Genomic DNA, 13,043 nt, shown 5'->3' with positions numbered 1-13,043 from the left:
CAAACCGATGGAGCACCCATGCCCGGCCTAACCCGACTTTCGGTCCGCAATATCCGCAAGAGCTTCGGCATCCATGAGGTCCTGCGCGGCATCTCGCTTGATGCGCAGGATTGCGACGTCATCTCGCTGCTCGGCGCTTCCGGCTCCGGCAAATCGACCTTTCTGCGCTGTATCAACCTGCTGGAAACCGCGACCGACGGCGAGATCTGGGTCGACGGCGAACAGATCCGGATGATCCACAAGGGCGGCAAAAGCCGGCCCGCGAGCCAGAAGCAGGTCGACCACATCCGCTCCGAACTCGGCATGGTGTTCCAGTCCTTCAATCTCTGGTCTCACATGACGATCCTGCAGAACATCATCGAAGGCCCCGTGCATGTCCTGAAGCGCCCGCGCTCCGAGTGCATCGCCGAAGCCGAAGCCTTGCTCGAAAAAGTTGGCATCGCCGACAAGCGTCATGCCTATCCGGCCCATCTTTCGGGCGGTCAGCAACAGCGCGCCGCGATCGCCCGCGCGCTCGCCATGAAGCCGAAGGTGATGCTGTTCGACGAACCGACCTCGGCGCTCGATCCCGAACTCGTCGGCGAAGTGCTGCGCGTCATGCGCGCGCTTGCCGAAGAGGGCATGACCATGCTGGTCGTGACCCATGAAATGAGCTTTGCCCGCAACGTCTCGAACCGGGTGGTCTTCATGCGCGAAGGCGTCGTCGACAGCAGCGGCACGCCAGACGAAATGTTCGGTGGCGGCGGCTCACCGGCATTCCGGCAGTTCATCGGTCACTTCGGAACCGGGCAATGACCATTGTTCTCGATAGCGTCCTCGGTTGGCGGGATATCGCCCGCGTCGCCGAAGGAGAAACACTTGCGCTCTCGGAGACGACTTGGCAGCGCGTGGATAACGCCAGTCGCATTGTCGAACGGATCGTCGAGACCGGCGTTCGGGCCTATGGCGTCAACACCGGCGTCGGCGCGCTTTCCGATACGGTAGTCGATCGCCAGTCGCAAAGCCGATTGTCCCGCAACATCATCCTCAGCCATGCCTGTGGGGTCGGAGACAGGCTGGCACCGCGCGAAGTGCGCGCCATCATCGCCGCCCAGATCGCCAATTTCAGCCATGGTCACTCCGGCGTGCGGCCCGATATCCTGCGCTATCTCCTGGCGTTTCTTGAGCGGGACTGCATCCCCGATGTGCCCGCCAAGGGCTCGGCCGGCTATCTCACGCACAACGCCCATACCGCGCTCGTACTCATTGGCGAAGGTAGCGCGCATCTCGGCGGAAAACCGATGTCTGGCCGCGAGGCGCTTGCCGCTCTCGAACTTGCGCCGCTCGTGCTCGGCGCCAAGGAGGGCTTGAGCCTTGTCAACGGGACGGCCTGCGCGACCGGTCTTTCCAGCGTGGCGCTGGCGCGCGCCGAGCGGTTGCTCGATTGGGCTGACGCCATAGCCGCGCTGGCCCTCGAGGCTGTCGGCTGCCAGATAGCTGCCTTCGACGCGGATGTTTTGGCCCTACGGCATTCGAAGGGCATTCAGGACGTAGGCGCCCGGCTGCGCCGCTATCTCGCGGGCAGCGGCCTCATCAAGGCGGCGCTCGGCAAGCGCACGCAAGATGCGTTGAGCCTGCGATCCGTACCGCATGCCCATGGCGCCGCGCGCGATGTGTTTGACACTTCCTGCGCTGTCGTCGATCGCGAACTTGCCTCTGTCACCGACAACCCAGCCGTATCGGGGACACCTGATGCTCCCATCGTCTCATCGGAAGCGCATGCGGTGGCGCCGGCACTTGGTCAGGCGGCCGATAGCCTGGGTATCGCACTCGCACAGATCGCCGCCATGAGCGAACGGCGCATGGACCGTCTCGTCAATCCGCTCGTCAGCGGCCTGCCGGCATTTCTGGCAAGCGATGCTGGGAGCAATTCCGGCTTCATGATCGCGCAGTACACGGCAGCCGCCTTGAGCAACGAGAACCGCCGTCTTGCCGCGCCAGCATCGCTCGATGGCGGACTGACATCCGGTCTGCAGGAAGATTTCCTCGCCCACCCGACGGCGGCCGCAAATAAGCTTCTTTCGATCATCGACAACGCAGAATACATCCTCGCCATCGAGCTGATGGCTGCAGCGCAGGCACATGACTTCCTATCGTCAACGGCGCGGCGCGCGCCCGGCAGCGACATGATTCACGCCGCCGTTCGAGGCGTCGTCGCCCACTATGCAGACGACCGGCCGCTATCGCTTGATATGGAGCACGTGCGGTCGCTCATCCAGCGCAGCTTGCCGCCGTCAATCGCCTGAAGGAAAAGCCATGACCACTCAATATGACGTTGCCGTTGTCGGGCTTGGCGCCATGGGCAGTGCGGCCGTCGCATTCCTCGCCGCCCGCGGTGTCAAGGTGATCGGTATCGATGCCCATCACCCTGCGCATGCTCTAAGCTCTTCGCATGGCGACAGCCGCTTGATCCGCCTCGGCTACTTCGAGGACCCCTCCTACGTGCCGCTGCTGCAACGCGCCTATCAAAACTGGCGCGCGCTCGAAGCGCGGTTACGGACCAACGTGCTCGAGATAACGGGCGTCCTGCAGATCGGGGCTCCGGACAGCAAGATCGTCAGCGGGACGCGGGCATCCTGCGCCATGCATGGCCTGGCGCACGAGGTGCTTGATCGCGAAGAAACCGCCCGTCGCTATCCGGTCTTCGCGCTCGATCAGAACGAGATCGCCGTACTCGACCCGCAAGGGGGCTACCTGCGTCCGGAGACCGCGGTCATGGGTTACCTGAAGCTGGCGGCAGAAGATGGTGCCGTGTTGCACTTCGGCGAACGCGTGACATCGATCGACCACGATGATGCGGGTGTCACCATCCGATCCGCCGAGGGAACCTATCGCTCTCGCAAGGTGATCGTCTCTACGGGCTCCTGGATCGCGGAACTCGTGCCCGAACTGCAAGGCCATGCCATTCCGATCCGCCAGGTCGTTGCCTGGTACCAGCCACGCGACGGCTTCGTCACGCAACCCAGCCACATGCCATGCTTCCTGCGCGATGAGGGTGACGAAGGATCCTATTTTGGCTTCCCCGCCATCGGTACAGATGGCGTCAAGGTCGGCCGGCACGCCCATTTCCGTGAACCCATCGACCCCAACCAACCAAACCCGCCGGTCAACGATACCGATACCGCATTGCTTGATGGCTTCATCGGCAGGCGCCTATCGGCGGCCGCCGGTCTGCGAGCCAACGCTACGACATGCCGCTACACGATGCTGCCGAGCGAGGATTTCCTGCTCGACCTTGCTCCATCAAGCTCAAATATCGTTGTCGCCTCGCCCTGCTCGGGACACGGCTTCAAGTTTACGAGCGTGGTCGGCGAAATCCTTGCAGATCTGGCGCTTGATGGCGGGAGCAAGCTGCCGATCGCTGCCTTCTCCTTCGATGCGATGCGGCGATATCTGGATGGAAGAGCGGCCAGTTAGCGGAAGCCGAAGGCGGCGCGCGCCTCAAGGCATTCGCCGTCGCCGGGAAGGCAGTCGCGGCACACTTGCGGCCTGATCTCGTAGACCATGCATGATGTGCTCGAACCAACCGTGCCGTCCAGAGCCGAGCAGCGATCGTCGTGGCAACGCATGCCCGTCTGATCATCGGCGACGAAGCGGACGGGCAAACGGTCGAGATCGGCATCCGTTTCGGTCGAGAATCGCGGCCAGCTCGATGAATACGAGCAACAGGCGCCGCAGGTCTGACAATCGAAATCGGCTGAAATGGTCATCGTCGCTTTCTTTTTCGAAGAATATGCTGCACTGGATGCAGCAAAACTTTGTCGATTTTGGCGCTCTCGTCCGCATGGCAGGCCGAATTGAGCGGAACGCTGACCAGATTCCCATATTTCATGCAAATGAAATGGCTTCGACGCATGCTGGGAGTTGATGGACGCGCCTCAGCACTATAGGTTCGCGTCGCCATTGCAAGCAAAACACTTAAAAGGGAATATCCATGCCTGAGGGTACAGTTAAATTCTTCAACGAGGACAAGGGCTTCGGTTTCATCACGCCTGAGAACGGCGGAACCGACGTTTTCGTTCACATCACGGCCCTGCCGCGCGGCGCCTCGCTTCGCGAAGGCGACAAGGTCAGCTTCGACCTCGGCCAGGATCGCAAGACGGGCAAGTCGAAGGCTGAAAACGTCTCGATCCTCTGATTGTGCTTTAAAGCGTCTAGCCTGCCGCCTCGTGCGGTAGGCTAGACGTTGCTTTAATGCGACCGTTTGATCTGGCAGGCTCAACCAGTGCTAGTGATAGATCGAGGTGAGATAAAAAGTCACGATCCACGCGAGTAACGTAACTATACCAAGTACCATTATTAAAAGACGCAACTGCTGCTCCACGCAATTCCATGCCATTCTGGGAACCAATACGCAGCAAACGTCGATCTAGTTTCATTTCCTATTAAGTTTTTGGCAGCTCCGGGCGCGCATAGCGCCTATTCGGAGAAGATCGCCGAGCATAACTCCAAGCAACACGGAATCACCAAGGTGGAAACGGATCTTCGAGCTCGGGCCAATCATGCGGATTGGCACTGGCGAGACAGCTGTCGAGCGCGGAGCGGATACCAACCTCGTCCATGTCGACACCGATGAAGACCAACTCCTGGCGTCGGTCACCCCAGGTATCATCCCACTGGCTACGCATCTGTTCATGGAACTGGGGGTGATCGGGCCAATCATCACGCGCAACAGTGGCCCACCAGAACCCCATGGGTTCGCACCTTCGCTGTATACCCGCAGCCGACATCAGGCCGACGTGATGCGGACGTGTAGCGAGCCAGAAATGGCCCTTGGCGCGAACGACGCCCGGCCATGGGGCATCGAGAAAAGCGACAAGCCTGCCAGGATCAAAAGGCCGCCTGGCCCGATAGACGAAACTCGAGACCCCATATTCCTCGGTCTCGGGGACATGCGTCTCCGGCTGATACAGTTCCTTGTACCAAAGCGGGTTTTCGGCTGCCTTCTCCTCGTCGAAGAGCCCGGTATTTAGGATGGCGTCGAGCGGCAGCCGACCGTAATCCACCTCGATCTGGCGCGCCTGCGGATTGAGCGCGGCGACCACCTTGCGCACATCCGCGCGCTGATCCTCTGTCGCATCCGCGATCTTGTTGATCACGACGACATCGGCGAATTCGATCTGGTCAACGAGGAGATCGACGAGTGTGCGCGTGTCCTCGTTGTCCCGCTGCAGTCCGCGATCGCTTAGAAGATCCGCGCGGCTATATTCGCTGAGAAGATTGGCGGCATCGACAACGGTTACCATCGTGTCGAGCGTCGCGAAATCGGACAGCGCAAAACCGTTCTCGTCACGAAACGAAAATGTCGCCGCGATCGGTCTTGGCTCGGCGATACCGGTGCCCTCGATCAGCAGGTAGTCATAGCGCCCGCTTTGCGCCAACTGTCGAACCTCCGCAAGCAGATCGTCACGCAAGGTGCAGCAAATGCAGCCATTGCTGAGCTCGATCAGTGTCTCAGTCGTGTGCGACAGGTTGCAGCCGCTGTTTCGGATAAGGCTGGCATCAATGTTCACGTCGCTCATGTCGTTGACGATCACTGCGACGCGCAGCCCATCACGGTTGGTCAAGACATGGGTCAGAAGCGTGGTTTTGCCCGCGCCAAGAAACCCGGCCAACACCGTGACCGGCAGTTTCTTGACGTCGCTTTCCGGTATCTCCTTGCCTCGCTGATGCGGTGGGGTCATCAGCATGTCCATCGTCTTCGCGCCTGCCTCATTTGATCAACCATTCAGCTCCCTATGCTGCCAGTTGCGGCTTGAAGACGACGTCGGCCCAATAGTTCGCCGAGTCGTAGGTCGCGTTAGGGAAGATGCCTGAGGTCGCCGAGCCTCCGTAAGCATAGACGCCGTTGCCGCCGGCCAAAGCGTTGGACATTGCGGTCAGAGGCCCGTTACTGACGCTGTTAGTAAAGTAGCCATCGGTCGCCACATACGTGCCGGTCGTGTGATACGAGGCGATGTAGGTGGTGTTGGCGGAGATCGAGACGGCTGTGCTGAAGTTCACCGTCTGCCAGCCGCTCCCCGTCGTGCTTGAATAGGTCGCGGTGGCAAGCTTGGTTCCCGTCGAACTCCAGAGATCGACAACGTTCTGGCCGTTGTCGTTGGCGCTGCGATAGAACTTGATGCCTGTTATCGTGCCGGCGACGTTCGACTGGAACTTGATGCCGAGTTCGAGCTGCGCCCCGTCGTTCAGATTGGTCTGCGCCGGTGTATTGGATGCGGTAAACAGGCTGTAGGTCGTCGGCGCTGTCGACACCGCGATATTGAAGGTCTCGCTGGTGGCAAGACCGCCGAGATCGGTGGCGGTGACCTTCACGCTGGTCGTGCCGGCTGCCGTCGGCGTGCCGCTGAACGTCCGCGTCGCGGCATTGAAGCTCAGCCAGGACGGCAATGCCGTACCATCGGCCAGCGTCGAGCTGTAGGTCAGCGTGTCGCCAGTATCGACATCGGTGAAGGTGTTGGCCGGGAGCGCCAGCGAGAAGGCTGTGCCGACAGTGGCATTCTGCGCCGCCGTCTGTGCTGCCAAGACCGGTGCGTCATTGGCGCCGTGGATGGTGATCGTCAGCGTCGAGGAGGCTGTGGCACCAGCTGTGTCGCGCATCGTGTAGTTGAAGACTTCACTCAGCGTGTTGGTCGACAGCCGAAGGGCCTGAACCGCCGCGTTGCTTTCGTTGATCGTGTAGGTGTAGGTACCAGCCGCATTCAAGACGAGGCTGCCGTAAGTGCCGTTGAGCGCCGAGCCCAGCGTGCCCACTGTCGCCCCGAAGCTGACCGCGCTGACCGTCTTGGTGTCGCCGCTATCAGGATCGGTGTCGTTGGTCAGCACATTGCCGGTCGCTGCAACGCCGCCAGACCCATTCGCCACACCGCCCTTTTCCGTTGCGTCACCGGTATCGGCGACCGCAGTTGGCGTCGTGTTGCCTGGAACCGACACGGCAATATTGAAAGTTTCGTTGGTGGCGAGACCGCCGAGATCGGTGGCGGTGACCCGTACGCTGAGCGTACCGGCTGCCGTCGGCGTGCCGCTGAAGGTTCGCGTCGCGGCATTGAAGCTCAGCCAGGACGGCAATGCCGTACCATCGGCCAGCGTCGAGCTGTAGGTCAGCGTGTCGCCGGTATCGACATCGGTGAAGGTGTTGGCCGGGAGCGCCAGCGAGAAGGCTGTGCCGACAGTGGCATTCTGCGCCGCCGTCTGTGCTGCCAGGACCGGTGCGTCATTGGCGCCATGGATGGTGATCGTCAGCGTCGAGCTTGACGTCGCACCGGCCGTGTCGCGCATCGTGTAGTTGAAGACTTCACTCAGCGTGTTGGTCGACAGCCGAAGGGCCTGAACCGCCGCGTTGCTTTCGTTGATCGTGTAGGTGTAGGTACCAGCCGCATTCAGAACGAGGCTGCCGTAAGTGCCGTTGAGCGCCGAGCCCAGCGTGCCCACTGTGGCCCCGAAGCTGACCGCGCTGACCGTCTTGGTGTCGCCGCTGTCAGGATCGGTATCGTTGGTGAGCACATTGCCGCTAGCGATAACGCCGCCAGACCCATTCGCCACACCGCCCTTTTCCGTTGCGTCACCGGTATCGGCCACCGCAGTCGGAGCCGTGTTCGCCGGCGCAGAGCCGCTGCTGAAGACGACATCTACCCAGTAGTTCGCCGAGTCGTAGGTGGCGTTCGGAAAAATTCCTGACGTCGCGGATCCACCATACGCATAGACCCCGTTGCCGCCGGCCGTGGTGTTCGACATGGCCGTCAGAGGGCCGCTGGTGACAGCATTGGTGAAGTAATTGTTGGTCGCCACATACGTGCCGGTCGTGTGATACGAGGCGATGTAGGTGGTGTTGGCGGAGATCGAGACGGCTGTGCCGAAGTTCACCGTCTGCCAGCCGCTCCCCGTCGTGCTTGAGTAGGTCGCGGTGGCAAGCTTGGTTCCCGTCGAGCTCCAGAGATCGACAACGTTCTGGCCGTTGTCGTTGGCGCTGCGATAGAACTTGATGCCTGTGATCGTGCCGGCGACGTTCGACTGGAACTTGATGCCGAGTTCGAGCTGCGCCCCGTCGTTCAGATTGGTCTGCGCCGGTGTATTGGATGCGGTGAACAGGCTGTAGGTCGTCGGCGCTGTCGACACCGCGATATTGAAGGTCTCGCTGGTGGCAAGACCGCCGAGATCGGTGGCGGTGACCTTCACGCTGGTCGTGCCGGCTGCCGTCGGCGTGCCGCTGAAGGTTCGCGTCGCGGCATTGAAGCTCAGCCAGGACGGCAATGCCGTACCATCGGCCAACGTCGAGCTGTAGGTCAGCGTGTCGCCGGTATCGACATCGGTGAAGGTGTTGGCCGGGAGCGCTAGCGAGAAGGCTGTGCCGACAGTGGCATTCTGCGCCGCCGTCTGCGCTGCCAGAACCGGTGCGTCATTGGCGCCGTGGATGGTGATCGTCAGCGTCGAAGAGGCCGTGGCACCAGCTGTGTCGCGCATCGTGTAGTTGAAGACTTCACTCAGCGTGTTGGTCGACAGCCGAAGGGCCTGAACCGCCGCGTTGCTTTCGTTGATCGTGTAGGTGTAGGTACCAGCCGCATTCAAGACGAGGCTGCCGTAAGTGCCGTTGAGCGCCGAGCCGAGCGTGCCCACTGTGGCCCCGAAGCTGACCGCGCTGACCGTCTTGGTGTCGCCGGCATCAGGATCGGTATCGTTGGTCAGCACGTTGCCGGTCGCTGCAACACCGCCGGACCCATTCGCCACACCGCCCTTTTCCGTTGCGTCACCGGTATCGGCGACCGCAGTTGGCGTCGTGTTGCCGGGAACCGACACGGCAATATTGAAAGTTTCGTTGGTGGCGAGACCGCCGAGATCGGTGGCGGTGACCCGTACGCTGAGCGTACCGGCTGCCGTCGGCGTGCCGCTGAAGGTTCGCGTCGCGGCATTGAAGCTCAGCCAGGACGGCAATGCCGTACCATCGGCCAGCGTCGAGCTGTAGGTCAGCGTGTCGCCGGTATCGACATCGGTGAAGGTGTTGGCCGGGAGCGCCAGCGAGAAGGCTGTGCCGACAGTGGCATTCTGCGCCGCCGTCTGTGCTGCCAGGACCGGTGCGTCATTGGCGCCATGGATGGTGATCGTCAGCGTCGAGCTTGACGTCGCGCCGGCCGTATCACGCATCGTGTAGTTGAAGACTTCACTCAGCGTGTTGGTCGACAGGCGCAGGGCCTGAACCGCCGCGTTGCTTTCGTTGATCGTGTAGGTGTAGGTACCAGCCGCATTCAAGACGAGGCTGCCGTAAGTGCCGTTGAGCGCCGAGCCGAGCGTGCCCACTGTGGCCCCGAAGCTGACCGCGCTGACTGTCTTGGTGTCGCCGCTGTCAGGATCGGTATCGTTGGTGAGCACATTGCCGGTCGCTGCAACGCCGCCCGACCCATTGGCGATGCCACCCTTTTCCGTTGCGTCACCGGTATCGGCAACCGCAGTCGGAGCCGTGTTCGCCGGCGCAGAGCCGGAATTGAACATTACGTCGACCCAATAATTCTCCGCCTGGAACGTGGCAGTTGGGAACAGGCTGCCGCTGCCGTAGCGGTAGACGCCGTTGTTGCTCGCAGGTGCTGTCAGCGGCCCGCTAGTCACATCGGATGTGAAGTAATTTGTTGTCGACGAGTAGCGGCCGGTATCGGTGTGATAAGATGCCGTGTAGATTTGACCGGGTGTCACGGTGATTGGACTTGTGAAATAGGCCGTCTGCCAACCTGTCGCCGTCTCGTTCGTAAATGTCAGCGTTCCCAGTTGCACGCCCGTGCTCGACCACAGTGAGCCGGTGTGCGTACTGGTATCCTGGCTACCCTTATAGAAGCGAATGCCACTGATCGTGCCCGCGACCGACGTCTGGAAACGAACGCCGAGTTCGACGGACGCCTGGTCATCCGTATTTACGACGGCCGGCGTCGCGCCAAGGAAGAGCGAGGTAAAGCTCGGCCCACTCACTGTCACCGTCTTACCGGCCGACGGCTTCTCGAGGTTGATGCTGTCGTCGACCGCACGGGACAGGATGGTGTAGGTGCCCGCAGCCTGGGGCGACCACGAGTATGTCCAGTTCTCATCTCCGGTCGCCGGATGCCAACTGGCTCCGTTGTCCGTGGAAACCTCGACGCCGGCAATCACGCCACCACCCGCATCCACCGCAGTTCCGCTGATCGTGATGCTGGATCCGACAGCCACGCTTGATGGCGTATTGATCACCGAAGTCGGCGCCGTGTGGTCGGTCGAGCCTGTTGCCGCGATCAGTCCAGCCTGCAGCGTCCCTGGCTGGATCCCCATGTCAGCGAGCAAGTTGACCATCGCCTGCTGCACGCGGGGATCGGTCGGCGTCGCCTGGTTGTCGTGATTGTCGCTCAGACCCCAAGTCCAGTAAACCGTACCGGCCCCGAAGACGAGAGCGCCGCTGGGCGCCCTATAGAGCGTCAGGTTATGCGTCGCGACTGCATTGCCCGTCGTGTTTCCGTAGTCGAACAGATAGCTGCTAACAGGAACCGTCGTCGACGACAGCTTCACGAGGCCGGCCGGGTCGAAGCCGTTGTCGACCGCCTCGTCCCACTCATAGCCGAGGTAGTTCTTGGTCAGCGTCGCCGTCTGGCCGGGTTGGAGATTGGCGATGCTGGTGTTGCGCCAAAAGCGCAGCTTCGCGTCGTCGTAGGAAACAGTGATCGATTCAAGGTTGCTGCCGACGTCATCGACCTTGAACAGCTGGCCGGTCAGCGAGTTTTCTGGATTGCCGCCACCGATGGCCGGCGGGCTTAGACGCGGATCGCGGAAGGTGCCGGTCCACTCGTTGGAAGGATCGATGCTGGCACCCGGCGACCATGTCTCCTTGTAGGAGATCAGCGTGCGATAGGGCGTGCCGTCTGCGCTGTAGGCATTGCCCCAGCGCGTCCGCCAGTAGACCTCATTGCCGCTCCAGAACATGAGATTGACGCCCGCGTCGCGCGCGGCTTCGACGTTGGCTCGCTGTTGACCGGACCAATACTCGTCATGGCCCGCGTCGATATAGGTTTTGTGATTGAGAAGCAGGCTACCGTAGCGGTCAGCATCGACGCCCGAGATGTAGGACACATCGTAGCCGTTCTGCTCCAGCCAGTAGATACCGGCATATTCGGCGCCGAACAGATAATCCTGCGGACCGGCGTAGGTGCCGACACCGCCACGTGTCGCAATCGGGCGGTTATAGCTGACGGCATAGGAGCGGCCGGCGCCCTGGCCTGTGGCCGGGCCGTTGCCACCATAGAAATTCGCGCCGCCCCAGCCGTTGTACGCCTGCCAGGTTTCATCCGCTGTCTGGAAGACCACGTCGCTATGGCTGTCGTCGTCACGAACGATAAAGGGGATGTGGTTTTCGCCGAACGTTCCGTCTTGGCGGACAAGTTTGGCGATATAGACGCCGGAGACAGCATCATCAGGCACGGTCCAGGACGCCGAAACAGCCCAGTTTCCGGCATCGACCGCACCGGTCGTGGCATCCCGCAATGGATTGGGTTGAGATTGCACACCCGTGTGCTGAATCGTACCGACCTTGCGCGCGCCCAAGCCGCCATAATAGCCGAGGCGGTAGATATCGATGCGATAGTTGCTGGAATCCGTATTGATCTTGAAGCTGATCGTCTTGCCGTTATCGACGCTGATATCCGTCGCGAAGCCCTCGATGTTGGAGCTGCCGGCACCATCGATGCCCCACTCGCTCTCGGGATTGCCCTGCTTCTGGTTTTCCAGCACGACCGCGTTGGTCGCGCTTGCCGCAGCTGTGGCCGCGAACGTGGCGGTCGCAGCGAAACTCTGCGTCGCGGCTCTCTGCGCAACCTGCGCGGTGGTAACGGATCCCGTGAGCACACCGGTGCCCTTGGTGCCGCCGCTTCCGGCCTCTCCGCCGCCCGGCAGCGTTCCGTTCTGAGCCGTCGCGCTGTTCCAGTTCGCGGTTCCGGTCCATGTCGTCGCGAATGACAGGTTGCGATCGAGCAGCGGGTCGCTGACCGAAGCGCCCATGACCGCTTTACCTGTAGAAACGTGATCGGGTCCCTCCACCAGTCGGGTTCCTGGCAACTGGCCATCGGCCTGGAGGATGCCACTGTCCTTCCCCAGTTCGAGTATCCGTGTCGGCGAGGTGTAATAGCCGCAGCCACAGACGCTGAATGGCATGCCGAACGAGTGGACATGAGGACCGGTGACTTGTGCGTTCGCCTGACCTGAGGGGGTCACATCCAGAATCACGACGTGGCCGGAATCGCCGGTCCCACTCATGGAGGCGCCAGAACCGCGTCCCGCTGGCGCCCCACCTTGCCGCAGAAACGGCGCCAGCGGATCCGTGCTCATGGAACCCCGCGTAAAATGCGCGGGATGCAACTGCGATCCTGGGCCCGACGCAGATGCACTCACGAAACCGGGAGCTCCAACTGTCCGGGACGAGCCCGCATGGCCATCGGCATGGTTTGCCACCCTGCCGATGCTCGCCGGGCCGTGCTCCCGCCGCTGCGAGCCCTCGTCTGCAGGGCTGTCGAGATTGTCTGCTACATCGCCACTCTCTTCAGTGCCGCGGTCGCTCAGCGCGGCTCCATCGGCAGCACTGTCGACGTGAAGATCGTACTTGTCTTTTTCCACAGCCTGCACCGGCGCGGAGGCAACCTGGGTTGCGTCGTCGGGCTTGGGAGCAGCCACGCGCGCCTTCACCGTCCCGCCTGTCGTCAGCCACCAACGCGGATCAAATAGATCCGTCAACATGGAACGGGAAACCCACCGGTGCGCGCTGCGATACATGGATGCCCCTCTCGATTATTTGGGATAGATTAGAGATACGAAGATCATATTCTTATATTCCCATTAACTATATTCGAAAGTGGTGATAGTTGACGCTACCTACTTCGGCCGATTCCTCACCTATCCTTTTAGTTGGTGGATTTCCGCGAAACTATATTTGACTTTTGACGATCTCTCATTTGCCTAGACTGACGGCACAGCCGAGGAACCCGGGACCATTCTCCCTCATCATCTGC

7 protein-coding genes are annotated in these 13,043 nt (G+C 61.4%); 4 read left to right on the top strand and 3 right to left on the bottom strand.

Annotation, left to right across the window (positions count from 1 at the left end):
- Positions 1 to 18: 18 nt before the first annotated feature.
- Genes ACIQUB_RS20825 through solA form a run of 3 tightly spaced genes read left to right on the top strand, consistent with a single transcriptional unit; the run spans position 19 to position 3,456 of the window.
- Positions 19 to 795 (top strand): ABC transporter ATP-binding protein, encoded by a 777-nt coding sequence (locus ACIQUB_RS20825; protein ID WP_402931735.1) that lies wholly within the window; start codon positions 19 to 21, stop codon positions 793 to 795.
- Entirely contained in the window at positions 792 to 2,285 is a 1,494-nt protein-coding gene (gene hutH, locus ACIQUB_RS20820; RefSeq protein WP_402931733.1) for a histidine ammonia-lyase, read from the top strand. Before ACIQUB_RS20825 ends, hutH begins: the two co-directional genes overlap by 4 nt.
- Before the next feature lie 10 nt (positions 2,286 to 2,295).
- The gene (solA, locus tag ACIQUB_RS20815; protein ID WP_402931731.1) at positions 2,296 to 3,456 is read left to right on the top strand and encodes an N-methyl-L-tryptophan oxidase; all 1,161 of its coding nucleotides are present in this window, start codon (positions 2,296 to 2,298) and stop codon (positions 3,454 to 3,456) included.
- On the opposite strand, the gene ACIQUB_RS20810 is transcribed toward solA, so the two are convergent.
- The gene (locus tag ACIQUB_RS20810) at positions 3,453 to 3,749 is read right to left on the bottom strand and encodes a YkgJ family cysteine cluster protein (RefSeq protein WP_402931730.1); all 297 of its coding nucleotides are present in this window, start codon (positions 3,747 to 3,749) and stop codon (positions 3,453 to 3,455) included. The genes solA and ACIQUB_RS20810 overlap by 4 nt on opposite strands.
- Positions 3,750 to 3,973: 224 nt before the next feature.
- Here ACIQUB_RS20810 and ACIQUB_RS20805 point away from each other — a divergent pair, with 224 nt between their 5' ends.
- Positions 3,974 to 4,177: a cold-shock protein gene (locus ACIQUB_RS20805; RefSeq protein ID WP_018896919.1), complete on the top strand. Its 204-nt coding sequence runs from the start codon at positions 3,974 to 3,976 to the stop codon at positions 4,175 to 4,177.
- Between the two features lie 325 nt (positions 4,178 to 4,502).
- Here the strand turns inward: ACIQUB_RS20805 and ACIQUB_RS20800 are convergent, their stop codons facing one another.
- Together ACIQUB_RS20800 and ACIQUB_RS20795 are read right to left on the bottom strand one after the other, a co-directional pair.
- A complete protein-coding gene (locus tag ACIQUB_RS20800; RefSeq protein WP_402931729.1) occupies positions 4,503 to 5,723 on the bottom strand; it encodes a GTP-binding protein in 1,221 nt (406 codons plus the stop codon).
- 52 nt (positions 5,724 to 5,775) lie between these two features.
- Positions 5,776 to 12,807, bottom strand: coding sequence for a DUF4082 domain-containing protein (locus tag ACIQUB_RS20795; protein ID WP_402931728.1), 7,032 nt, complete (start codon positions 12,805 to 12,807; stop codon positions 5,776 to 5,778).
- Positions 12,808 to 13,043 lie beyond the last annotated feature (236 nt).

It is taken from the genome of Rhizobium sp. NPDC090275 (assembly GCF_044772225.1).
In the GTDB taxonomy this organism is placed as follows: Bacteria; Pseudomonadota; Alphaproteobacteria; order Rhizobiales; family Rhizobiaceae; genus Rhizobium.
Note: the sequence above shows the minus strand (reverse complement) of the source record. Positions and strands in the feature narration are given on the sequence as shown.